The organism is Mesorhizobium sp. M0715 (assembly GCF_040320355.1).
GTDB lineage: Bacteria > Pseudomonadota > Alphaproteobacteria > Rhizobiales > Rhizobiaceae > Mesorhizobium.
Genome location: NZ_JAMYPL010000005.1, coordinates 169290 through 191938, shown reverse-complemented (window position 1 = coordinate 191938; position 22649 = coordinate 169290). Strand labels below are relative to the sequence as shown.

Annotated in this window: 17 protein-coding genes and 2 tRNA genes; 6 read left to right on the top strand and 13 right to left on the bottom strand. The window is 63.3% G+C overall.

The features are described from left to right. Positions 1–47: 47 nt before the first annotated feature. The 7 genes from NKI21_RS08650 to NKI21_RS08620 form a co-directional block, all read right to left on the bottom strand. Positions 48–1238, bottom strand: a complete 1191-nt coding sequence (locus NKI21_RS08650) for a beta-ketoacyl-ACP synthase (RefSeq protein WP_128303982.1) — start codon at positions 1236–1238, stop codon at positions 48–50. A 56-nt stretch (positions 1239–1294) separates the two neighbouring features. Further along, the gene (locus NKI21_RS08645; protein WP_010909964.1) at positions 1295–1576 is read right to left on the bottom strand and encodes an acyl carrier protein; all 282 of its coding nucleotides are present in this window, start codon (positions 1574–1576) and stop codon (positions 1295–1297) included. Between the two features lie 231 nt (positions 1577–1807). Next, the gene (locus tag NKI21_RS08640; RefSeq protein WP_023812260.1) at positions 1808–2950 is read right to left on the bottom strand and encodes a slipin family protein; all 1143 of its coding nucleotides are present in this window, start codon (positions 2948–2950) and stop codon (positions 1808–1810) included. Positions 2951–3302: 352 nt separating this feature from the next. After that, a tRNA-Asn gene (locus tag NKI21_RS08635) sits at positions 3303–3372 on the bottom strand. 2 nt (positions 3373–3374) lie between these two features. Next, positions 3375–3448, bottom strand: a tRNA-OTHER gene (locus tag NKI21_RS08630). Between the two features lie 229 nt (positions 3449–3677). Further along, positions 3678–4226 (bottom strand): histidine phosphatase family protein, encoded by a 549-nt coding sequence (locus NKI21_RS08625; protein ID WP_352439882.1) that lies wholly within the window; start codon positions 4224–4226, stop codon positions 3678–3680. A 103-nt stretch (positions 4227–4329) separates the two neighbouring features. Beyond that, positions 4330–7350, bottom strand: a complete 3021-nt coding sequence (locus NKI21_RS08620; protein WP_352439883.1) for a caspase family protein — start codon at positions 7348–7350, stop codon at positions 4330–4332. Positions 7351–7493: 143 nt separating this feature from the next. Between NKI21_RS08620 and NKI21_RS08615 the strand changes: the two genes are divergently transcribed. The 3 genes from NKI21_RS08615 to NKI21_RS08605 all read left to right on the top strand — a co-directional run bounded on the left by NKI21_RS08615 (position 7494) and on the right by NKI21_RS08605 (position 11231). Then, positions 7494–8444, top strand: coding sequence for an AEC family transporter (locus NKI21_RS08615; protein WP_128303984.1), 951 nt, complete (start codon positions 7494–7496; stop codon positions 8442–8444). 213 nt (positions 8445–8657) lie between these two features. Then, positions 8658–10115, top strand: coding sequence for an NAD-dependent succinate-semialdehyde dehydrogenase (locus NKI21_RS08610; protein ID WP_127291661.1), 1458 nt, complete (start codon positions 8658–8660; stop codon positions 10113–10115). 93 nt (positions 10116–10208) lie between these two features. Beyond that, entirely contained in the window at positions 10209–11231 is a 1023-nt protein-coding gene (locus NKI21_RS08605; RefSeq protein ID WP_023812255.1) for an aldose epimerase family protein, read from the top strand. Positions 11232–11281: 50 nt separating this feature from the next. Here the strand turns inward: NKI21_RS08605 and NKI21_RS08600 are convergent, their stop codons facing one another. Continuing rightward, the gene (locus tag NKI21_RS08600) at positions 11282–12202 is read right to left on the bottom strand and encodes a sugar kinase (protein WP_128304045.1); all 921 of its coding nucleotides are present in this window, start codon (positions 12200–12202) and stop codon (positions 11282–11284) included. A gap of 151 nt (positions 12203–12353) precedes the next feature. On the opposite strand from NKI21_RS08600, the gene NKI21_RS08595 reads away from it, so the two are divergent. Next, the gene (locus tag NKI21_RS08595) at positions 12354–12803 is read left to right on the top strand and encodes a FixH family protein (RefSeq protein WP_023812254.1); all 450 of its coding nucleotides are present in this window, start codon (positions 12354–12356) and stop codon (positions 12801–12803) included. A 7-nt stretch (positions 12804–12810) separates the two neighbouring features. Beyond that, positions 12811–14010 carry a cytochrome-c peroxidase gene (locus NKI21_RS08590; RefSeq protein ID WP_352439884.1) on the top strand — a complete coding sequence of 400 codons (1200 nt, stop codon included), beginning with the start codon at positions 12811–12813 and terminating at the stop codon, positions 14008–14010. 94 nt (positions 14011–14104) lie between these two features. Here the strand turns inward: NKI21_RS08590 and NKI21_RS08585 are convergent, their stop codons facing one another. Beyond that, a complete protein-coding gene (locus tag NKI21_RS08585) occupies positions 14105–14557 on the bottom strand; it encodes an Lrp/AsnC family transcriptional regulator (protein WP_023812252.1) in 453 nt (150 codons plus the stop codon). A gap of 162 nt (positions 14558–14719) precedes the next feature. On the opposite strand from NKI21_RS08585, the gene putA reads away from it, so the two are divergent. Next, complete coding sequence (putA, locus tag NKI21_RS08580) at positions 14720–18331, top strand: bifunctional proline dehydrogenase/L-glutamate gamma-semialdehyde dehydrogenase PutA (RefSeq protein WP_023812251.1); 3612 nt, start codon at positions 14720–14722, stop codon at positions 18329–18331. A gap of 13 nt (positions 18332–18344) precedes the next feature. Here the strand turns inward: putA and hmuQ are convergent, their stop codons facing one another. From hmuQ to NKI21_RS08560, 4 genes are all read right to left on the bottom strand, one after another. After that, positions 18345–18659, bottom strand: coding sequence for a heme-degrading protein HmuQ (gene hmuQ, locus NKI21_RS08575; RefSeq protein WP_023812250.1), 315 nt, complete (start codon positions 18657–18659; stop codon positions 18345–18347). A 60-nt stretch (positions 18660–18719) separates the two neighbouring features. Continuing rightward, positions 18720–19733 carry a TonB family protein gene (locus tag NKI21_RS08570; RefSeq protein ID WP_348625595.1) on the bottom strand — a complete coding sequence of 338 codons (1014 nt, stop codon included), beginning with the start codon at positions 19731–19733 and terminating at the stop codon, positions 18720–18722. A 91-nt stretch (positions 19734–19824) separates the two neighbouring features. After that, the gene (locus NKI21_RS08565; protein WP_023812248.1) at positions 19825–20268 is read right to left on the bottom strand and encodes a hypothetical protein; all 444 of its coding nucleotides are present in this window, start codon (positions 20266–20268) and stop codon (positions 19825–19827) included. Between the two features lie 5 nt (positions 20269–20273). Then, positions 20274–22484 (bottom strand): TonB-dependent hemoglobin/transferrin/lactoferrin family receptor, encoded by a 2211-nt coding sequence (locus tag NKI21_RS08560; protein ID WP_352609578.1) that lies wholly within the window; start codon positions 22482–22484, stop codon positions 20274–20276. Positions 22485–22649 lie beyond the last annotated feature (165 nt).

The following is a 22649-nucleotide window of genomic DNA, read 5'->3' as shown; positions in this document are numbered from 1 at the left end:
GAGCCCTCGAGCGTTTATCGTTGCAGCATGGATCGTGGAACACCGCCTCAGGCGGCGTTGATCAGCGCCATGCCCTCGAATTGGTGATAGCCGATCGCCGTTGCAAGGACGGTTGCGGGAACCCCTTCGAACGGCTTCTCGGCTGCGGCATCAAAAACGGGGTAGGCGGCCTTGCGATCGACGGCCAGCGCCGCCAGTGCCACGGCGAAGGGAAACTGTGCTTCCTTCATGTGCCCGGTCAGCGTCGAGAAGCCGCGCGCGGCAATCGCCGGATTGGCGTCGAGCGCTGCTTTCTCGGCGATGGTTGCCATATGGGCGCCTGACGCGCCCGACAGGGCCAGTAATTTGCCGTTCGGCATTGCAGCCTGCTTGAGCAGTGCGGCGATCTCGGTGTCGAGTTCTCCCCGTGGGCGCCTGGCGCGGCCGGAGACGACCGGCCCAAGCTCGGCATAAATCTTTCGTCCGCGGCTTGTCGCGTGTTCGCGCTGCTCCAGCACCAGGAAGGCACCGCCGGATCCAGTCACGACGCCGCCGCCCTCAGCCCCCTGTCTTTGCCAGACCGGCTTCCACGGGCCGCGATGCAAATAGCCGGCGAGTTCATAGCCGAGCAGCATGTCGGAATGTTCGGTCTGGAAGGCACCGCCGACCAGGATGTGCGTCGACTGGCCGGAGCGGATGCGCGCGGCTGCCGTCTCGACGGCGGCGACACCGGCACCTTCCTCACCCATGAAGGTTCTGGATGAGCCCGTCACCTTGTGGACGATGGAGATGTTGCCGGCGAGCAGATTGGAAAGCTGGGCCAGGAACAGTGTCGGCCGCAATTCGGTGGTCAATTTCTCGTTGAGCAGCACATCGCGGTCGTTGCGGCTTTCCGAAGCGGCGAGAATGGCGGCATCGACCGCCTCGTCGCGTTCGCCGCCGCCTGCGGCCACAACCATGTCCATGGTCGTGCAGAGTTCGTCATTGCCCTTGATGCCGGCGTCGTCCAGCGCCAGGCCTGCGGCATAGGTGCCGAGCCTCTGCCAGGTTTCCATCTGGCGCTGATCGCCGCGTTTGGCGATCTGCAGGTTCCAGTCGATCTCCGGCAATGGATGGACGGTATAGGGTGCAAAGCGCGCCGCTTCGAGCACCGGTTCCAGGCCCGGCTGCGCGAGCTTCTGCCAATGGGCGTCCGGACCTTCCCCCAGCGAGGAGACAAGGCCGATACCAGTGATGACGACGTCGCGGGGGCTGCTCATGAGCGGCTTTGTGGGTCAGGCGGCAGGGCGCGTCAAGATCACGCGCTCAACCGAAGTCAGGCGGTCTTGGCGGCAACCAGTGCGTCGATCTTGGCGCACAGGTTCTTCATGACGAAGTAATCGTCGGTCGAAGCCTTGCCGTCATTGACCTCCTGGGTCCACTTTTCCAGCGGCACCTTGATGCCGAATTCCTTGTCGATGGCAAAGACGATGTCGAGGAAATCGAGGCTGTCGATGCCGAGATCGTCGATCGTGTGGCTCTCGGGCGTAATGGTGTCGATATCGATCTCGCTGGTGTCGGCAATGATCTTGGCGACTTTGTCGAACGTGGTGGACAAGGGCTTTTCCTTCGGTTGCGGGCGGAATCTGTCCGCATCTTGTTTGGGCGCTGTCTAATCGGTTTTTCCCGGCAGGAAAAGGCCTGATACGCCGGGCGCAGATGGGAAGCCTGCTCTGTAAAGGCAAGAAGGGACGCCGGCTGACCGGCGGCCCTTCCCTTTGACGTTACGTCAGCCTTTGTCTCGATGCATGTCGTTCCCCAAAACCGGAACCACTTTGGGCGACATGCATTAGCTGTCGCGGAGCTTGACCAGGTCGTTCAGCAGCCCGCCCGTTCCGTTGTGGACGGTCAGCCGCTCGACCTTGCCGGCGATGGTTTCCAGAGCCTCAAGCTCCTTCAACCGCAGCATCACCGGGTTTTCCGCCATCACCCTGGCCGTGTTGAGGAGGGAACGCGTCGCGTTCGTCTCCTCGCGGCGACGGATGATGTTGGCCTCGGCCTGCTTTTCGGCCGACACCACCTGGTTGAGGATCTCGCGCATCTCGCCCGGCAGGATGACATCCTTGAGCGCGATATCACTGACCTCCACCCCGATCTCGGCCATGTCGGCGCGAACCTTGCCGGCGGCCTCCTCGTCGATCGTCACCTTCTTTTCAAGGATCTGATCGAGTGTCAGCGCGCCAAGGGTCTTGCGGAAGGCGTACTGCAGGGCGCGGTAAAGGGCTTCGGAGAAGTCCTTCACCATGCTCACCGCCTTGACAGGATCGACGACCCGGTATTCGGCTGCGATGTTGACGCGGATCGTCACGCGATCCTTGGTCAGCACTTCCTGCCCAGCAACGTCGAGCGACTGGCGCTTGAGGTCGACGACCTTGATCTGCACCATGCGTCCGACGTTCCAGAAGCCATGCACGCCCGCCGTCAGCGTCCTGACCAGGACACCGTCGATGAACAGCAGTCCGGCCTGACCGTCGACGACCGGGTGGACGGACATCAATTCCGCCTTCCGGGCCTGGCCGAGCCGGCGCATGACCGCCGCATCGATGGCGAGATCGACCGATGTGTCGATCAGCGTCACCTTCCACGGACCGGCATCCGTCCACAGCACGAGCTTGCGGTCCGGCGCCAGAACGGCGTGCAGATTGCCGTCACGCTCGATGATGGCGACATCCGTGCGCCCGGTGCGAACGACGGTGAAATGACGCGCGGCCACATCCGGGAGCTTGTCGAACAACGCCTTCTCGTATGCCGAAACGAATTCCGGGTTCTTCAGATCGTGCCGGGACACTTCAAGGCTGCCGCGCCGGTTGGCGAGCCAATGTTCGCCCGGCAGCAGGACAGTCTTGATCTCACCCTTGTGGAGGGTGAGGGCACGTTCGTTTTCCTTTACGAGGACGCGCTCGCGTCCAAGAACCTTGTCGAGAATTGTCATTGTTTCACTCCTGTCGGGCATGGCCACATGCGAGGCGTCAAGTCATGCGTCGATCGTTCCTTTCGTTTCTCGTTTCACATCGTCGTCTTGCGTCATCGTCCGGGCACGAATGATCCGGGGACTGGTGGCATCAATCCGTGGCGGGCCTTCGGGAGCGGATCGCGGGGCAGCGAAGCGGGCGCCGGAGGCCGAGCTTCCTTTGCCGGCGACACTGCGCCTTGATCGTCACCGCGGGCCTGGCCGCGAGCCGATGGCGAAAGACGCTTGGGATGATCCGCGCCCGAGGGCTTGGGCCATCCGTTCAGTCTTTCGCATTCCAGTCCCCTGACCGTTTTTCGGATGGCTTTTCAGGCCAATGGAGAAGGAATCGAACCTTCGACAGTCAGATTAACAATCTGATGCTCTAACCAAACTGAGCTATCCGTGGTGCAGATGAAGGGAATTGAACCCCCGACCTCCGGACCCAAATCCGGCGCTCTCCCGCTGAGCTACATCCGCGATCCCAGTCCCCAAAGCGGCGCCGTATACAGGGCGGCAAAGCCGCCTGCACGGGCGGAGGCGAAAGCTCCAACCGTTGTGCTCGCTTCGGTTCTCGTGACCGGGAGCGCGCCTATAGCCCCTGCGACGGGTTGTCGCAAGCGGCATTGTCGTGGCGGATTTGCGGCTTCTTGCGGCGGTGGCATTTCGGCAACACCGCTTTCGACGTCAGCGATCGCGCGCAGGGAGCTCAGAAGGTGACGCGGCCGAGCACGCGCAGGCTATCGCCCTGCGGCTCCACGACCACGGCCTCGCCTTCGCGCGGCGAGATGCCGGTCAGCGCCACGATGTCTTCCAGATGGGTGACCATGACCAGATTGTCGGAGCCGGAATAGGCGCGGATTTCTTTCAGGATCGCCGCGATCTGCGCGGCTTTCTGCGCCTCGTCGCCCTTCAGGAGATCGAGCGGAGCAAACAGCTCCGGCTCGGCCTCGAAGGCGATGCGGGCAGTATCGAGGCAGCGGCAATAGCGGCTGGACAACACGCGCTCGATCGGTGCCGCACGGGCGGCAAACAGAGCGCCGATCTTGCTCGCCTGTTGCTTGCCACGGGCCGACAGGTTCATCTGGGTGGCGCAACTGTCGATGTCGAAATTGGCCGGGTCGGTGGTGCCGGTGACCATGGCATGGCGCAGCAGCACGACATGTCCGCCATCGCGCAGCAGCGCCCAGCCTGCATCCGTGGCGTGGGCCACGCCGGGAATAAGAAACAGGAACAACGCGAAGGCAAATCGAATCATCCGCTATCCTTCTCCGGTTCCCGGCAATGGGTTCCGGTGACGGGACATATAGGGACGGTAAAGCCAGCCGAAAGACAAGGCGCGGTCGGCGGGATGCGTAGACCTACTTCTTCGCCATCTGCTTCTTCACCAGATCGATCTTCTGGTCGGTGAGCGGGATGGGGATTGTGTAGCCGGCTTCGGTAAAGCCCTGCTTGGCGTTCTCGAAGAATTCGATCGCCTTTTGATATTCGGCCTTGCCCCCGCCATAGCTGGCTCGGTTCCAGCTGACGTCACCGAGATTGTTCTGCGCGAAGGCCCATTGCATGGGCAGGCTTTCCCTGGTGAATACCTTCAGCGTGGCCGCGAAGGCGGCCTCGGCATCACCGAGGTATTTGCCGGTGCGTTCGAGATTGCCGAGGTTGAGCAGGCTCATGCCGATGCCGTTCTGGGCGTTGGCCCAGTCGACTGGTGCCGCGTCGACGGTGAGTACTTCGAGGGCTGCTCGGCGGGCCGCTATGGACTCAAGCAGCGTCCTGGAGTCGGCATTGCTCATGCTCAGCCAGTGCAGCGTCGAGCCGAGGCCGGCCTGGGCCAGCGCCCATTGGCGGGGGTTCGTCTCGCGCTTGTACTCGCGCAACGCATCGCGGTAGGCGGCAATGGCTTCACCATAATGTTCCGGCTTGTCGGTGACGCCGCCGAGGAGCTGCAGCGTGTTGCCGAGATTGTAGTGGCTCATTGCCCAGTCGAGAGGGAATTTCCGTCTGACATAGACCTGCCGGGCCGCCCGGAAGGCCGCGGCCGACTGCTCCAGCTTGGCCGCGTCGCGGGTGCGCTGGCCAAGCGTCTGGTAGATCGAACCGAGATTGTTCTGCGCCGACGCCCAGTCCATCGGGAAACGCTGCCGGGTAAAGACCGTCAGTGCATCGTCATAGGCGGCCGCGGCCTCTTCGAGCGCGCCGGTGCCCATATCGAAACGGGCGACACCGCTCAGCGCGTTGCCGAGGTTGAGCCTGCTGGTCGCCCATGAGACGGGGAAGGTTTCACGGGTTCGCACTTCAAGCGCGGCACGGAACGCGTTGGCCGCCTCGTTTATCTTCGCCTTGTCGTTGAGCTGAATGCCGAGCGACACCAGCGTGTTGCCGAGATTGTTCTCGACCATCGCCCATTCAACCGGCGCCTTTTCGCGTGTGTATTCCTCAAGTGCCAGCCGGTAGGCCGCCTCGGCTTGCGTCAGATGTTCGCCGGCGGCCTCGCGCTCGGAAAGCGCATAGAGCGCCAGGCCGAGATTGTTCTGCGAAGCGGCCCAGTCGAGCGGGACCTTGTCGCGCGGGCGTTTTTCGAGTGTGGCGCGCATCGCCACCACCGCCTCGTTCAGGCGTTTCGGGTCGCTCTCACGTTCGCCGATCTTCAACAGCACGTTGGCCAGATTGTTCTGCGCGGCGGCCCAGTTAAGATCGTCCTTCTCGCGCTCGAACACGACAAGGGAATCGCGAAAGATCCGCGCTGCCTCTTCAAGGCGCGCGGTCTCCGTCTCTCGCTCGCCGATGGTCTGCAGCACCACCGCCATGTTGTTGCGGGTGATCGCCCAGTCGCGATTCTGTTCGTCATTGGGGATGAAGTTCAGAATGGTGCGATAGGCCTCGATGGAGTGCTGCAGCGCATCGAGATCGCCGGTGGCGTAGCCGTAGGCGTTCAACGCCTCGGCTTGCTGGTTCTTGTAGTTCCAGCGCAGCTTGTCGTCCCATTTCTCGGCCAGCGAGAAGGCCTTGGCGTAATCGCCTGCGGCGGATTTGTAGTCGAAGACCAGGCCAGAGGCATCGGCGCGCCTGGCATAGATCGCGGCATCGGCAAGACGCTTCTGCTTGACGAGATCCTCGGCTTGATCGACCGCGTCGTTGGTCTCTTCGATCCGGCCGACGGCATCGTCGAGGAATTTACGCGCCGTCACGATGGCGCCCTGGCTGATGGCCTTGTCGGCGGAGGCGACAAGCCGTTTGATCTCCGGATCGTCGGTGCGAAGCGCTGCACGCTCGGACATCATCTTCTTCAGGCGCTCGGCCTGGGCGTCGAGCACCTTTTGCAGGTCAGTCGGATCTTCCGGGATCTTTTCCGTGCCGAGCGCTTTCAGCACGCCATAAAGCGCATCAAGCGGCACGCCTTCCTGCAGCGAGGCCAGTTCCACCTGCGCCCGTTTGGGGTCGGGCAGGTCGGAAATCGTCAGCAGCAGCTGGCGCCGCTCGCCGGTGATCAGCCCGTCGTCGCCGGTCGGCTCCGCCGGCGCGACGCCGAAATAGAGCAGCCGGCGCAAGCTTTCATTGACCCAGGGGCGCTGCTTTGCCTTTGTGTCGAGATAGACCTCCTCGGTCACCATGCGCATGACCGAGCCGAACTCGGTACCCTTCATCGCCGCGAGGTGGCGCAGCAAAGCGGACGCATAAGGGCTGTTTTCGCCGGCGGCGCCATCGAGCGCTGGACGACCCGGTTCTGCGGCAAAGCCGACCACCGTACCCAGGCTCGCGTCGGCCGCCGGCGCATTGCCGAGCGCCTTCGCGCCGCGCACCGGCTCCAACCCGCCGGCGCCTATGGGCGAGGCGGAAGCGGTCGGTGAGCGCCGGACCATGGCATCCGCGGGGAATGGATTGGTGCGGCAGGCGTCGAGCAGCATGATCGTCACCGGCACTGTCTTTTTCAATGCCTCCATGACGGCCGATATCGGCACAAGGCTGGTGCCGGCATCCTTCAGCGACGGGACGTCGGCATCGACCGGAACCAGATAGTTTTCGCCGCCGGCCTCGATGCCATGACCGGAGTAGTAGATGAAGGCGACATCGGCGCCGTCGGCATCTTCGGTGAACCGCTCCAGGTCGCGCTTCAGCTTGGTGGCGTCGCGGTCGGTGACGCTGCGGGCGTCGAAGCCAAGGTCGGTCAGCATCTTGGCCATGTCGCGGGCGTCGTTGGCGGGGTTGGGCAGGGCGGCGATGTGCAGGTAATTCGACTGGCCGATGATCAGCGCCACGCCCTTAAGGCTTATTGTCTCGGCAACTGCAAGCGCGGTCGCGGCAAGGCAAAGCAGTGCGGCGATGAAAGCCGTCAGCCATGCCCGCCGCAAAAGATTAAGCTTCGAGGTTTCGACAAAGGTCATTTGTCGTTCGCATCCGCCCTGATGATCCAAGCCCTCTATAACGCTGCCAATGGACCATGATCAAATTTGGCCATGATCAAATTAGGGCATGATCAAATTCGGGCGCGATTGCGCCGCGGCCGTGGCTCGCCTATCCCTGAAAAATGTCGCCGCTCACCGAAACCGTTCTTTTCGTCTTCAGCCTCGTCGCGCTCGGCTATCTCACCGGGCTCACCGGCTATCTAAAGCCGGCCAGCGGGGACGGCATCTCCGAATTCGCCATCAACGTGGCGATGCCGCTGCTGCTGTTTCGGACGATGGTGAATTCCGATTTCCATGGCGTGGCGCCATGGTCGCTGTGGGGCGCTTACTTCACCGCGGTTGCAATGACATGGGCTGCCGGCCATCTGGTGACGACGCGAATCTTCGGGCGGGACGCACGCACAGGTATCGTCGGTGGAGTGTCGTCGTCCTTCTCGAATGTGGTGTTGCTGGGCATTCCCTTCGTTCTCGGCGTATTCGGGTCCAGCGGATTCGAAGTGCTGTCGCTGCTCGTTTCCGTGCATCTGCCGACCATGATGATGGCGTCGATCATCATGTTCGAGATATTTGGCCGCGGTGGCAGCGAGCCCGTACACCCGCTGCGCATCATCCAGAGCTTTCTGAGAAGACTGTTCACCAATCCCCTGATCATCGGCATCCTGGCCGGGCTGGCATGGCGCCTAACCGGCGCGCCGCTGCCGAACCTTGCCACACGGCTGGTCGATGCGCTGGCTGACACTGCCGGGCCAGTGGCGCTGTTCGCCATGGGCCTCAGCCTGCGCCGCTTCGGTATCTCCGGCAATGTCCGGCCGGCTCTGGCGCTTTCGGTGCTGAAATTGTTCCTGATGCCGGCTCTGGTTCTCGGTCTGGTCTGGCTGCTTGGCCTGCCGCCATTGACGGCCAAAGTGGCGGTGGTGGTGGCGGCGCTACCATCCGGCATCAATTCCTATCTCATCGCCGTGCAGTTCAACACCGGCCAGGCGCTGGCGTCGAACCAGATGACAATCGCCACGGCGAGCGCGGTTGTTACAACCGCCTTCTGGCTGACGGTGGTGCTCCACGTTTTCGGATAGATAGCCAGATGGTGCGGCCAGCGATCGGCACGGCATATGTCCGGCCTGCTCTCGCCTCGGGCTGGTCCAACCCCTATATGCCATCTTGCGATTGCTTGCGGGCCTTGCCCTCGGTAAAGAGCAGTGGCTCCGGCGTGCCGGCTTCAGTCCATGGCGCACGCTCACCGAAGATTTCACAGACCGGCCGTCAGCGCGCCGAACGGAGGATAGACCATGCTTCAGAAAACCAGCCATTTCATGCGGCAGGCCAATCTCATCAATGGCGAATGGGTGCAGGCCGACAGCGGCCAGACGGTTGACGTCAACAACCCGGCCACCGGCCTCAAGATCGGCACCGTGCCGAAGTCGGGCAAAGCCGAAACCCGCCGCGCCATCGAAGCCGCCGCGGAAGCTTTCAAGACCTGGCGCAAGACGACCGCGCTCGAGCGCTCGAAGCTGCTGCGCAAGCTGCATGACGCAATGATGGACAATCAGGACGTGCTGGCCGAACTGCTGACCATCGAACAGGGCAAGTCGCTGTTCGAATCGAAGGGCGAGATCGGCTCTGCCGCGGCCTACATATTGTGGTTCGCCGAGGAAGGCCGCCGCACCTATGGCGACGTCGTGCCGTCGCCATGGGCGGACCGCCGCATCCTGGTGACCAAGGAACCGGTCGGGGTCATCGCCGCCATCACGCCGTGGAATTTCCCGTCCTCGATGCTGGCCCGCAAGCTCGGCCCGGCGCTCGCCGCCGGCTGCACCGCAGTGGTCAAGCCGGCCTCGCAGACACCATATTCAGGCCTCGCCTGGGGTGCGCTCGCAGAGGAGGTCGGCTTCCCCAAGGGCGTCGTCAACATCCTGACCGGTTCGGCAAGCGAGATCGGCGACGAGATCTGCGCCAATCCGCTGGTGTCGAAGATCACCTTCACCGGATCGACCGAAGTCGGCAAGCTTCTCATCCAGAAGTCGTCGGTCACCGTCAAGAAAGTGTCGATGGAGCTCGGTGGCAACGCGCCGTTCATTGTCTTCGATGACGCCGACCTCGAGCGTGCGGTCGCTGGTGCGATCACCGCCAAGTATCGCAATTCCGGCCAGACCTGCGTCTGCACCAACCGCTTCCTTGTCCAGGCTGGTGTCTATGACAAGTTCGTCGAGAAGCTCGCTGCCGCCAGCAACGGGCTGAAGGTCGGCTCCGGCCTCGAGGACGGCGTGCAGCAGGGGCCGCTGATCGACGAGAAGGCGGTCGAGAAGGTCGAAGAACTGATCGCCGACGCCACATCCAAGGGCGGCAAGATCGTTGCCGGCGGCAAGCGCCATGCGCTCGGCGGTTCGTTCTTCCAGCCGACGGTCATTGCCAATGCGACGCCCAAGATGCGCTTCATGAAGGAAGAGATCTTTGGCCCGGTCGCACCGGTGTTCAAGTTCGAGACCGAAGAGGAGGCGATAGCACTCGCCAACGACACCGAATTCGGCCTCGCCTGCTATTTCTACACCGGCGATCTCGGCCGCGCCTTCCGCGTCATGGAAGGGCTGAAATACGGCATGGTCGGCGTCAATGAAGGCCTCATCACCACGCCGGAGGCGCCGTTCGGCGGCGTCAAGGAATCGGGTCTCGGCAAAGAAGGCGGACATCAGGGCATCGAGGATTATCTCGACACCAAATATGTCTGCATCGGCGGCCTCGGCCTCTGATAGGATATTCCCTGAGATGGGGAGGCCGATGGCCTGCCTGTCTCTCATGGGAAAACCAGCCGAAGTCTTCTGGATCAACTGGCATTTACGGGCATGGCGATGAAGGACGGCGAGGTTTTCGGCACGACGCAGGCAGGCGAGCCGGTGCGTCGCTTCACGATCAGGGGCGGCGGTATCACCGCCAACATCATCGGTCTGGGCGCGATCATCCAGGATCTGCGCCTGACCGGGCACGATGCGCCGCTGGTGCTTGGCTACGACAATCTGGCGGCCTACGAGACGGATACGGGCTTCTTTGGAGCGGTTGTCGGCCGCTATGCCAACCGCATCCGCGACGGCCGCTTTACCATCGCCGGCAGCCGCTACCAGACCGAGCAAAACTTCCTCGACAAGCATACGCTGCATGGCGGCTCGCAAGGCTATTCCCACAGGCCGTGGACGGTTTCGTTGCATGGCAGGGATTTCGTCACGCTGACGTTGCACGATCCCGACGGCGCGATGGGCTTTCCCGGCGCGCTCGATGTCACTTGCACCTACCGGTTGAAGATCCCCGGCACGCTCAGCGTCGAGCTGACCGCCACCTGCGAGGAGCCGACGCTGTGCAATCTGACCCAGCATTCCTATTTCAACCTGGATGATGGCGGCGCCGGCGACATTCTCGACCACAGGATGATGCTGAATGCCGGCGCCTACCTGCCGGTCGATGGCGACATGATCCCGACCGGCGTGGTCAAGCCGGTTGACGGTACGCCGTTCGATTTCCGCCAGGCGCGGCCGCTGCGCATGGAGACCGAGGGCGAACAGCTGCCCTACGACCAGAATTTCTGCCTCGCTTCGGCACGCGGGCCGCTCAAGCAGGCGGCATGGGCGCAAGGCGCCAGTTCCGGTGTCGAGATGGAGGTCTGGACCACTGAGCCGGGCGTCCAGCTCTATACCGGCCAGTACGTGACGCCGCGCACCGGGTTGGAAGGCCGCGACTACAAGGCTTTTTGCGGCTTCTGCCTGGAGCCGCAGATTTGGCCGGACGCGCCGAACCGGCCTTATTTCCCGCAGGCGACGCTGTGGCCGGGCGCGATCTACCACCACGTGACGGAATACAGATTCCGTCTGCCCTGAGGCCTGCCAATGTTCAGGTGAAGCCCGCCTGACCTGAATCGCAACAGACTTTAGCCGGCGAAGGCCGCGCGCAGCGTCTCGAACGGCGCCAGCGCGCCGCGCACCTGCACCACGGCGGCGGCGACGCGATGCGCACGGCGTGCTGCTTCAAGCGGGTCGTGGCCGGCAAGTCGAGCCGCAAGATAGCCGCCGTTGAAGGAATCGCCGGCGCCCGTCGTATCGGCGGGAGCGGCGACATGGATTGCCGGGACTTCGCGCAGCGTTCCTGCTTGGGCAATCAGTGCCGGTGCTTCGCCGTTCTTGACGACGACCTCGCCGACGAGTTGCCCGAGCCGCTTCGCTGTGGCTTGCGGTGTTGGATCGCCGAACAGCATCTGCTCGTCGGGGAAGGTCGGCAATGCGATGTCGGTGACGGCAAGGGCTTCGACGATCGCTGCCTGCGCATCCTCGCGCTCACGCCAGAGCCGCGGCCGATAGTTGGGGTCGAAGGCGATAAGTGAACCAGCCGAACGCGCCTTGGCGACGGCGGCCAGCAACTCAGCGCGCGCGGCTTCGTCCAGAATTGCCAAAGTGATTCCGGAAAAATAGACAAGTGCCTGATTTTCCAGGTTTTTCGATAATGCGGCCGGGTCCGAGACAAGCTGCCGCGCGGCGGCGTCGCCACGCCAATAGGTGAAGGAACGTTCGGCTCCCGTCAGCGTGATGGCATAGAGGCCGGGCCGCGCGCCCGCTATGAGCGGGCTGGAGCCGATGCCGATGCCGTTTTCAGCGAAGAAATCGATCTGGCCTTGCGAGAATGGATCGTCGCCGAAGGCCGAGACATAGGTTGCCGGCCGCTCAGCGCTCAGTGCATGCAGCGCCCACAGCGTGTTGAACGTGTCGCCGGCAAAGCCTATGCGCCAGTTCGGTCCCGTCTGGCCCGACAGTTCGAGCATGCATTCGCCGATCGAGGCGACGCCGTTTCCCGCCATCTGCAATCCTCCAGTGATCTCGGTGCTGTAGCTTTTTGCCACCGGCAGCGCCATGCTTGGCAAGCAGGGTTTTTTCCGCCACAGCGTTTTCCCACAGGCTGGCGGGATGCGATCCGTTCGGCAGAGCGTTGTCTGCAGAAGAGGAACCGGTTTGGCATCGATATGGCGTTATCTTCTGGCAGGTCTTGGTCTGGCTGCCTTGCTGGTCGGCATTCTCGCGGTCGTTTACCTGACGGCGCCGCGGTCGGCGCGGCCCGCCGGCCCGGATGTCTCTCGGACGAAGAACACCGCCAACGGGCTGTTCGTGGCAAGCTTCGCGCCGGAGCGAGGCGTTGTGCGGCTAGGCCAACTGCAATCCTGGCTGCTGACGCTGAAGACAAAGGCTGGAGCTCCGGTGGAAGGGGCGGCGATCGCGATCTCCGGCGGCATGCCGCTGCACAGTCACGGCCTGCCGACCAGCCCGCAAGCGACCGACTATCTCGGCGACGGGCGTTACCGGATCGAAGGGGTGAAATTCACCATGAGCGGCTGGTGGCAGCTGCATTTCGCCATCTCGGCCACCGCAGGCTCCGATACGGTGCTCTTCAACGTGGTGCTGTGAGCAGGACATGAGGCGGCGTTCGCGTTTTCTGGCGCTAATGGTGGCCGTTGTCCTTACCGGCTGCACGAAGCCGGATTTTTCCGACGCCGAGAAGACGACCATCGCCTCGCTGGCGCTGTCGTCGCTGCCGGCGCTCAAGCCCGACACCACCGATCGTTTTGCCGACGTGCCGGCGGCTGCCGCACTCGGCTCGACGCTGTTCTTCGACCAGGGCATGAGCGGTGACGGGTCGATATCCTGTTCGACATGCCACAAGATCGACCGCCAGTTCCAGGACGACCTGCCGCAAGCCGTCGGCGTCGGCCGTACCAGCCGGCGGACCATGCCGCTGGCCGGCGTCGCGCGCGATCCCTGGTTCTTCTGGGACGGCCGCCGCGACAGCCTGTGGGCGCAAGCGCTGACGCCGCTCGAAAACCCGCTGGAGCAGGCGGGAAACCGCACCGCCTACGCGCATTACATCAAGGCGCGCTTCGGCGAGCGCTATGAGCGCATCTTCGGGCCGCTGCCCGATCTTTCGGGCATGCCGTCGAATGCCAGCCCGCTTGGAAACGATGCCGAGAAGGCGGCCTGGAATGCGATGAGCGGCGCGCAGCGCAGCGCAATCGACGGCGTCTTTGCCAATATCGGCAAGGCGATCGCCGCCTTCGAACGCTCGATCGAGCCGGCGCCGACGCGTTTCGACCGCTTTGCGCTGGACCTCGCCACCGGTGCCGAGCCGAAGGGCGATGCTGTCTTTTCCAAACAAGAAATCCTTGGACTTAAACTGTTCATCGGCAAGGCCAATTGCGTGACCTGTCATAACGGCCCGCGCTTCACCGACAACAGCTTCCACAACACCGGCGTGCCATCCGTTGCGGGCCTGCCGCCGGATCGCGGCCGTATCGATGCCGTGCGCCAAGTCGAGGCGGACCCGTTCAACTGCTTCGGCGCCTATCGCGATGGCGACGCCAGCGCCTGCGGCGAGTTGCGCTTCATGGTCAAGGATGCGCCCGAACTCGTTCGCGCCTACAAGACGCCATCGCTGCGCGGTGCGGCAACGCGGTCGCCCTACATGCATGCCGGGCAGTTTTCGTCGCTCGACGAGGTCGTGGCGCACTACGCCAAGGCTGCACCCAGCGTGGAGGGTACGTCCGAAGTTCATCCGCTGGGGCTGTCGGATCGTGAACGTGCGGCGCTGGTGGCTTTCCTGAAGACGCTTTCGGAGTGAGTTAGAGCCCGATCCATCCCGATGTATCGGGATGGGGCTCTACGTTTGACCATGATCTTGTCCGAAAACCGGCTTCCACTTTTCGGGATCATGGTCATCGATCCTTGACTGTCTCCATCGCCACGAAGGTCGAGGTCTGGGCGACGTGGGGCAGGGCCGAGATGCGTTCGCCGAGGACGCGGCGGTAGGCGGCGATGTCCCTGGTGCGGACTTTCAGCAGATAGTCGAAGCTCGACGCCATCATGTGGCACTGCTCGATTTCCGGCACGGCCTGCACGGATCGGTTGAAGGCATCGAGCGCGGCGGACCTGGTGTCGGACAATTTCACCTGGACGAATGCAACATGGCCTTCGCCCATGCGCTCGCGGTCGATGATCGCCTGGTAGCCCCTGATGTAGCCGTCCTTCTCCAGCCGCTTCACCCGCGCCTGCACCGGCGTTTTCGACAGGCCGACGTTTGCCGCCAGTTCTGACATCGAAAGCCGGCCATCGCTTGCCAGCGCCGCCAGGATATTCCTGTCGATGCGGTCCAATTGGTCTTCTGTCATCGAAAATGCAGTCCATATGTCGGTTTTGAGCTGCTACGATAGATCGAATGACCTGCAATGTCGATTTCTTCGGACCGATTGAAAATTCGCATCTGTGCTAGCTTCCACCATTCGGTCCGGTGACCGCCGGCCCGATCCCTTTGCTCGATCCATGGGACCGCCATGCCAGCGCTCGATGCCATCCGCCAGCAGATCCGCGCCAACTACCTGCCCGATGAAGACGAGGCCGTGAAGCGGCTTGCCGACGCGACGGCGCTCTCCGGGAAAGACCGCAAGGCGATCTCGGCCCGCGCCGCCGATCTGGTGCGGGCGGTGCGCGGTTCGTCCGATCCCCGGCTGATGGAAGTCTTCCTCTCGGCCTATGGTCTCTCCACCAAGGAAGGCGTCGCGCTGATGTGCCTGGCCGAGGCACTGTTGCGCGTGCCCGATACCGAAACGATGGACGACCTCATCGCCGACAAGATCGCGCCGCACGACTGGTCGGCGCATTCGGGCGGTTCGAGCTCCATCTTCGTCAACGCCTCGACTTGGGCGCTGATGCTGACCGGCCGCGTCCTCGATGAGGGCGAGGGCGGCATCGAAGGCACGCTGCGCTCGATGGTGCGGCGGTTGGGCGAGCCGGTCATCCGCAAGGCGGTGGCCGCCGCCATGCGCGAGATGGGCGAGCAGTTCGTGCTCGGCCGCACCATCACGGAAGCCGTCAAGCGCGGCCGGCCGATGACGCAGAAGGGCTACCTCTATTCCTTCGACATGCTGGGCGAGGCGGCCCGCACCGAGGCCGACGCCTTGCGCTATCACAAGGCCTATGCCGACGCGATTTCGTCGCTCGATTCCGGCTCCAACGGTCCTGACATCAGGCAGAACCACGGCATTTCGGTCAAGCTTTCGGCGCTGCATCCTCGCTACGAGGTGGCGCAGAAGGAAGAGATGCTGCCTGTGATGGCCGAGCGGCTCTTGTCGCTGGCGCTTGCCGCGCGCCATTCGCGTATGGGCCTCAACATCGATGCCGAGGAGGCCGATCGCCTCGATCTGTCGCTCGACGTCATCGAGCGGGTGCTGGCCGAGCCGGAGCTCGCCGGCTGGAACGGCTTCGGCGTGGTGGTGCAAGCGTATGGGCCACGCGCGGCCTTCGCCATCGATTGGCTCTATGCGCTGGCCAGGAAATACGACCGCAACATCATGGTGCGGCTGGTCAAGGGTGCCTATTGGGACACCGAGATCAAGCGGGCGCAGACGCTCGGACTGTCAGGCTATCCCGTCTTCACCCGCAAGACCAACACCGACGTTTCCTACATGGCTTGCGCGAAAAAGCTGCTATCGATGACCGACCGCATCTATCCGCAATTCGCCACCCACAATGCCCACACCGTCGCCGCCATCTTGGCGATGGCGGATAATCGCGATTCCTTCGAGTTCCAGCGCCTGCACGGCATGGGCGAGGCGCTGCACGAGACGGTGCGACGGTCCGAAGGCACACGCTGCCGCATCTACGCGCCGGTCGGTGCGCATTCCGATCTGCTGGCCTATCTGGTCCGCCGGTTGCTGGAGAACGGCGCCAATTCCTCCTTCGTGCACCAACTGACCGACGAGGACGTCGAGCCGGAGGACATTGCGCGCGATCCGCTCGAAACGGTCGAGAGCCAGGGTCCGGCCACCAATCCGGCGATTGCCCGGCCTTCCGAGATTTTTGGGGCCGGGCGTCGCAATTCGAAAGGATTCGACATCACCGACACGGTGACGCTGGCGGCGATCGACAAGGCCAGGGTGGCCTTCGCTGGGCCGGATCGTTGGCATGCCAAGCCGATCACCCGTGCCGCCGGCTACGGCAAGCAGCGTCCCATAGTCAACCCAGCAAAGCCTTCCGAAGTGGTCGGTACGGTCAGCGAAGCCGCCGCCAAGCAAGTCGCGACCGCCGTGCGCTTTGCGGTGGAAGCGCAGCCGGCATGGGCAAAACGTTCCGTCGCCGAGCGCGCTGCCATCCTCAACCGTGCCGCCGTTCTCTATGAATCCAAAGCCGTCGAGTTCTTTGCACTCGCCACCCGCGAGGCCGGCAAATCGCTGGCCGACGGCGTCGCCGAAGTGCGCGAGGCGGTCGACTTCCTGCGCTACTACGCCACCGAGGCGGCCAATGCGGAGGCGGGCACGCAAGCGCGCGGCGCCATCGTGTGCATTTCGCCGTGGAATTTCCCGCTCGCCATCTTCACCGGCCAGATCGCGGCCGCACTTGTCACCGGCAATTCGGTCATCGCCAAGCCGGCCGAGCAGACGCCGCTGATCGCCTTCCGGGCTGTCGAGCTGCTGCGCGAGGCCGGTGTGCCGGAAGACGTCATCCAGTTGCTCCCTGGCGACGGCCCGTCGGTCGGCGGGCCGCTTACATCAGATCCGCGCATCGCCGGCGTCTGCTTTACCGGCTCGACCGAGGTCGCCAAGCTGATCGAGAAGCAACTGGCCAAGACGGCCGCGCCCAACGCCATGCTGATCGCCGAGACGGGCGGCCTCAACGCCATGATCGTTGATTCCACCGCGCTGCCCGAACAGGCGGTGCGCGACATCCTCGCCTCGGCATTCCAGAGTGCCGGCCAGCGTTGCTCGGCACTGCGCGTGCTCTATGTGCAGAAGGACGTGGAGAAGAAAATGCTGGAGATGCTGAAGGGCGCCATGGAGGCGCTCAGCATCGGCGATCCCTGGCGGATTTCGACCGATGTCGGCCCTGTCATCGACGACGAGGCGCAAAGCTCTATCCGCGAGTACTGCACGAAAATGGGCTTGCAGGGCCGGCTGATTGCCAAGCTCGAAGCGCCGAAGGAAGGTCGCTTCGTTGCGCCGCATGTTTTCCGCGTCAAGGGCATCGAGGACATGGAGCGCGAGGTGTTCGGGCCGGTGCTGCATGTCGCTACGTTCGACGCCGACGAAATCGACGCGGTCATCGCCGCCATCAACCGCAAGGGCTATGGCCTGACCTTCGGCCTGCACACCCGTATCGAGGGCCGCGTGCAGCATTTCGTCGACGGCATCCATGCCGGCAACATCTACGTCAACCGCAACCAGATCGGCGCCGTGGTCGGCTCGCAGCCGTTTGGTGGCGAGGGGCTTTCAGGCACCGGGCCGAAGGCCGGCGGCCCGCACTACCTCCGCCGGTTCCGCAAAGGGCCGGAGGCTGGCACCCATTTGCAGGATGGCCATAAGGTCACGGCGACCGAGCTTGCCGACAATCTGCCTGATCCCACACTTGGCGGCTGGTCGACGCGTCCGGACCGGATCGCCATTCTGAGGAAGCATCTGCGCGGCAAGGGTGCTGCGGCCATAGGTGCGGCCGCCGGCATCGATTTCGGCCAGATCGACCTGCCCGGGCCGACCGGCGAGGCCAACACGCTCTCGCTCTCGCCACGCGGACGGGTGCTGTGCCTCGGTCCCGATGGCGATACGCTGCTGGCGCAGACGATCCAGGCGCTCGCCGCCGGCAATGCGGTGCTGGCCGTGGCGCCCGGCGCACCGGCTGCCCTTTCCCCATTGACCGGCAAGGGCTTGCCGCTGGCCGCCATCGATGGTCGGCCGGATCCGGTCGAAGCACGCTCACTGCGCGTCGATGTCGTCGCCTTTTCGGGCACGCCGGAGGCTGCACGCATCGTGCGCAAGGTCATCGCCGACCGCTCCGGCCCGATCGTGCCGCTGGTCAGCGAGGTACTGAACCCGGCGGCCTATGCACATGAACGGGCTGTCTGCGTCGACACCACCGCCGCCGGCGGCAATGCGAGCCTGCTGGCCGGAGCTTGAGCCCGGCCAGTATTTAAGCGCCTTCGACGACCGAAAAACCTTCGAACTGGGGGTGACCGAGATAGTGGACCTTCGTCGTGCCGACATTTCGATGGGCGGCGCGGAAATTCTCCGACTTGGTCCAGGCGATGAAATCCTCGTGGCTCGCCCACACCGTGTGCGACGCAAACAGCGTGTAGCCTTCGGTCTCGTTGACCGGGCCACGCAGCAGGTGGAATTCCCGAAAACCCTTCATCTCAGCGAGGCTGGAATCGCGGTTCTTCCACACGGCTTCGAAATCGTTCTCCGAGCCGGTCTGCACCTTGAAGCGGTTCATGGCGATGTACATGGCGGTTCCTTTCGTGCGGATGTTGATGATTGGCGGCTGCAGCGTTTGTTCTGCGCACATTCAAAATGGGCCGATTTCGGTCTCGAACTCCAAATTTGCGCTTGCTGCCTGTGGTGGAATTGGAGGGAAGGGGGCTGCCTTGCGGACAATGCCAAGCGCCGCCTGATCGAAAGCCGCCGACCCTGAGGTCTCCAGGATGCGCAACTCGTTTATGTTGCCCTTCCTGCCTATGACGAATGTGACAACCGCATTGTTGCGTGCCGCCAGCTGTAGGGAAGGCGGGAGGGTGCGATTGACGCTGCCGAGTTTTCTAAAAACATCGCCGCGGTAATTGTCTTCCGCGGCCGTGCCTGCCTCTTTTTGCCTTTTGCCCTTGCTGGCTGCTTGCGCCGACCGGTCCTCGCCATTCGCCGTGCCGCGCTTCTCATCCGCCGTCTTTGAAGGGGCAGCTGCCGACGTTGGCCTGGCGCTGGGGATCGGTGGCTGCTCTGGAACGGCGACAGGCACTTCGGCGCTCTCGGCCTGCACGATCGGCTGCGCCGGCGTTTCGGCCTTGGGAGCCACGCTCTGGTCATCGGGGCGAGGGGCGCCGGCCACCAATATGTCGGGCGTCACCGTCTGCTGTTTGGCAGGTTCCGGCAAAGGCTTGAGCGGCTTTGCTGCGTCCTTCGCGGGTTGCGAAGGCTCTGTTGGCGGCGTTGGCTTGGGCGGCGTTGCCGGCTGTGGTTTGGCGGGTTGCGGGTTCGGCACCAGTGCAACGTTTATTGCCGTCGGGTCCTTGTCCAGCGCGCTGCCGACCACGTTGGTGCCCGACTGTTCACTGCCTTCCGGCTGCTCGGCATCTTGGAAACTGGAAGTCCCCGTAGGGGAGATCAGAAAGGCCGCTGCCACCGCGGCATGGAGCAGGCAGGAGACGACGATCGCCGCCGTCCACTTGCGGTTCCAGGCCGATGGCCGCGGTAGCGCGAGCGGCTCGGTTGGCTCTATCGCCAGCTCGGCGCTGGCTTCGGGGAGGGGACTGATATCCTGCATGTCTCGCCGCGAGACCTGCAGCGACAAGAGCAGAATTGTCAAATCAAGATCGTTCGCTCGCAGCGGCAGTCGGCAGTGGCCGGCAACTGGCCACGCCGCATTGTTTTGCAGGAATGCGGGATGCAGTCCCACCTTAGACTCCGAAAGCGATCCCGGTCTTGGTGTCCGTCTTCAGCTTGCGCATGCAGGCGTTCGGTTCGACGCCGGTACCGGTGCATTCGGTCGCGCTGTTGATCAGCACGCGGCTGACTTTCGAGCACTCGGTGCCGGCCAGATCGAAACGCGTCACCTTGGTCTTGCCCGCCGGCAATTCCTTGAAATCGAGCACGGTCAGCCGGTCGACGACGCCTGCCTCGTTGAACAAGGCGATCTCGAACGCAGCCTTGGACAGGTCGGCGCCGAGATTGTTGTTGACCACGAACGTCAGGCGGCAACCCTTGTCGGAAGGTTGCGCACCATTGAGTTCTAGGGTGAGTGCGGGGACCGGCGCGGACTCTTGTGCCCACGCCGGAACCATCGCAAGCGACATCGCCAGCATCGAGGTCAGCAGACGAAGGGATGTCATCAAGCTCGTCATGGTCATCAGCCTCCAAATCGCATCGTCGCCGCCAGCTTCAGGGTGACGCCGGGCTCGTAGGCCGCGAAGACCGGCTGCGGCGGCTGGCCGGCCGTGGTCAGGTTGAGCGGGTTGGCGTATTTGACATCGAACAGATTGTCGGCGCGGAAATCAATCTTCAAATTGTCCGTCGCCTGGTAGCTGGCAAAAGCATTGACCAGCGTGTAGTCCTCGGCGATCGGGTTGCCCTTGGGCTTGCCATTGTATTGCACTTCGCCGCCCACGGTTAGCTTGTCCTCGAGGAAGCGCAAGCCGAGCTGCGCGGTGACCTGGGATGAGGGGATGGTCAGCAGATCGGCCCGAACGTCCCTGTAGGAAATGGTATGACCATTGGTGATTGAGGCCGAAAGCCCGGCATAGCCCCATCCGGCATCATAGACGCCCTCAAGTTCGAAGCCGTCGATCTTGGCCTTGGCAAAATTCTGGTACTGGAAGCATATCGGGATACCGGGTCCGCTCGGGCAGCCGGCTGTCGGGTCAAACCGCGACAGGGTAACGCCATCGATGTAGTCTTCGACATCGTTGTTGAAATAGGCTGCCTTGATGCGCAGCGCATCGTCGGCTTCGAGGATATCATTCTGCTTGTAGTTGACGCCGAATTCGACGGTCTTTCCGGTTTCCGGCCGCAGATTGGGATTGGGCAGGAACGGGAAGGTGACACCCGCCGGATGGCGACCGCTGATCAGTGTTTCCGACAGGGAGGGTGACCGGTATCCTTCCGCATAGGTGCCGTAGAATTGCAGGCCGGCAAGGCTGGCGCTGTCGAAAGGCGAGACGCCGACGGTGATGCGCGGCGACAACCGGTCCCCCGACGTTTCGTGTGTGTCATCCTTGAGGCTGTAATTGTCGTAACGCAGCCCGGCGATGACTTCGAGCCACTCCCAGGTGAGCTTGTCCTGGACATAGGCGCCGGAGACGTTCCGCTTACCGGAAGGCGTATAGAAGCTGTCGCCACCGGCCGTGCCGCCGGTCTCGACGTTATCGCCGGCCCAGTCGCCGCCATAGGTCAGTTCGTGCGCGATTCCCGCGGTCTCGAATCTGGACGTGTTCCAAATGTCGATGCTGGTCGTGCCGATGTCGAATGTCGATGTCGAGCCAGCCGGCAAAACAACTGGAAGGCCGGTGCTCGGATCAAACCGGTTGAGAGGCACGAGGCTGGTCAGATCGAGATTGGTCTTGTTGTAGGAGGTGTTGATATGGAGATCGAGCCAGCTCTTGTCCTCATCCGTAATGTTGTAGCGGGCGGTGAAGGTGTTCGACTTCAGGTCGACGTCATTGACCGGCACGCCGCCGCTGATCTCGTTCCAGCCGTCGCTCGAGCCGACCCAACCGAGCTTCAGTTCGCTGTTGTCGGTCGGGCGGATGGTGGTCTTGAGCAGACCGCTCAGCACATCGAAGCCGGTGCCCTTGACCGTGTCGCCACCGCCATCCTTGTAGTCGTCATAGTTGCGGTAGACGATGTTGCCGAGCACATCCCAGTTCTCGTTGAGGCGGTAGGCACCGGATGCGCTTGTTGTCCAGCCCTTGCCGTTGCTCTCATAGCGTCCCGTGACGGAGCCGGCCCATGTTTCTTCCGGCTTGAGGAAATCCCCGGCGTCCTTGGTATCGAAGAAGACAACGCCGCCGATGGCGCCCGAGCCGTAGGTGTTGGCGACAGGACCGCGGATCACGTCGACGGATTTGACGAGTTCGGGGTCGATGTAGAAGGTCGACTGCGTGCCGTGGTCTGAGCGCTGGAAATTCTGGCGCGCGCCGTCGACAATGACCGCGACGCGGCCGAAATCCTGCAAGCCGCGGATGTTGATGCTGGTGCTGACACGCCTGGCGTCGGCCTGCGCGGCGACACCGGGCACGCCGAGCAGCATCTCGTTCGGCGTCGTCGCCATGCGGCGGTCGAGCTGTTCCTGGCCGACATGGCTGGTCGATGCCAGCGATTCGATCGCCGTTTCGCCGGTGCGGCTGATGACGAGGATCTTGTCGAGCAGCGTTGCGCCCGCTTGTGCCGCCTTTTCTTCGTCGGCCTTCTTCGTTTGATCTGTCTGCTGGTCCGCCGGCTGCGCCGCCTGCTGAGCGTTGGCCAGCTGCGCCGACAAGGCGATCGCCGCCACGCTTGCCAGCAAAGCCGCTGCGCCGTTCGCCGCCGACCGGCCGCGCCATTCCCAAGTCACAAACCCCATGCCCCAACTCCAAAGTCCAGGTTTCATGCTGGCTGGCCCGGGGCTGGCTGGCATTTTTGATCATGTCCGGGGTCTTAAATGTTGACTCATTTAATCCGGTATTGCACTGACTAGTAAACATGATTATTCAAGTCAAGAAATGAATCGGATTACGCAACGCCTAGC

Excerpts from the sequence above, each read along its gene's own strand:
- NKI21_RS08640 (WP_023812260.1), bottom strand. The coding sequence starts at position 2,950 with ATGACAATTCTCGACAAGGTTCTTGGACGCGAGCGCGTCCTCGTAAAG.
- hmuQ (WP_023812250.1), bottom strand. The coding sequence starts at position 18,659 with ATGTACATCGCCATGAACCGCTTCAAGGTGCAGACCGGCTCGGAGAAC.
- NKI21_RS08600 (WP_128304045.1), bottom strand. The coding sequence starts at position 12,202 with ATGGCGGGAAACGGCGTCGCCTCGATCGGCGAATGCATGCTCGAACTG.
- NKI21_RS08610 (WP_127291661.1), top strand. The coding sequence starts at position 8,658 with ATGCTTCAGAAAACCAGCCATTTCATGCGGCAGGCCAATCTCATCAAT.
- NKI21_RS08650 (WP_128303982.1), bottom strand. The coding sequence starts at position 1,238 with ATGAGCAGCCCCCGCGACGTCGTCATCACTGGTATCGGCCTTGTCTCC.
- NKI21_RS08565 (WP_023812248.1), bottom strand. The coding sequence starts at position 20,268 with ATGACGAGCTTGATGACATCCCTTCGTCTGCTGACCTCGATGCTGGCG.
- NKI21_RS08625 (WP_352439882.1), bottom strand. The coding sequence starts at position 4,226 with ATGATTCGATTTGCCTTCGCGTTGTTCCTGTTTCTTATTCCCGGCGTG.
- NKI21_RS08620 (WP_352439883.1), bottom strand. The coding sequence starts at position 7,350 with ATGACCTTTGTCGAAACCTCGAAGCTTAATCTTTTGCGGCGGGCATGG.
- putA (WP_023812251.1), top strand. The coding sequence starts at position 14,720 with ATGCCAGCGCTCGATGCCATCCGCCAGCAGATCCGCGCCAACTACCTG.
- NKI21_RS08605 (WP_023812255.1), top strand. The coding sequence starts at position 10,209 with ATGGCGATGAAGGACGGCGAGGTTTTCGGCACGACGCAGGCAGGCGAG.
- NKI21_RS08615 (WP_128303984.1), top strand. The coding sequence starts at position 7,494 with ATGTCGCCGCTCACCGAAACCGTTCTTTTCGTCTTCAGCCTCGTCGCG.
- NKI21_RS08590 (WP_352439884.1), top strand. The coding sequence starts at position 12,811 with ATGAGGCGGCGTTCGCGTTTTCTGGCGCTAATGGTGGCCGTTGTCCTT.
- NKI21_RS08585 (WP_023812252.1), bottom strand. The coding sequence starts at position 14,557 with ATGACAGAAGACCAATTGGACCGCATCGACAGGAATATCCTGGCGGCG.
- NKI21_RS08560 (WP_352609578.1), bottom strand. The coding sequence starts at position 22,484 with ATGGGGTTTGTGACTTGGGAATGGCGCGGCCGGTCGGCGGCGAACGGC.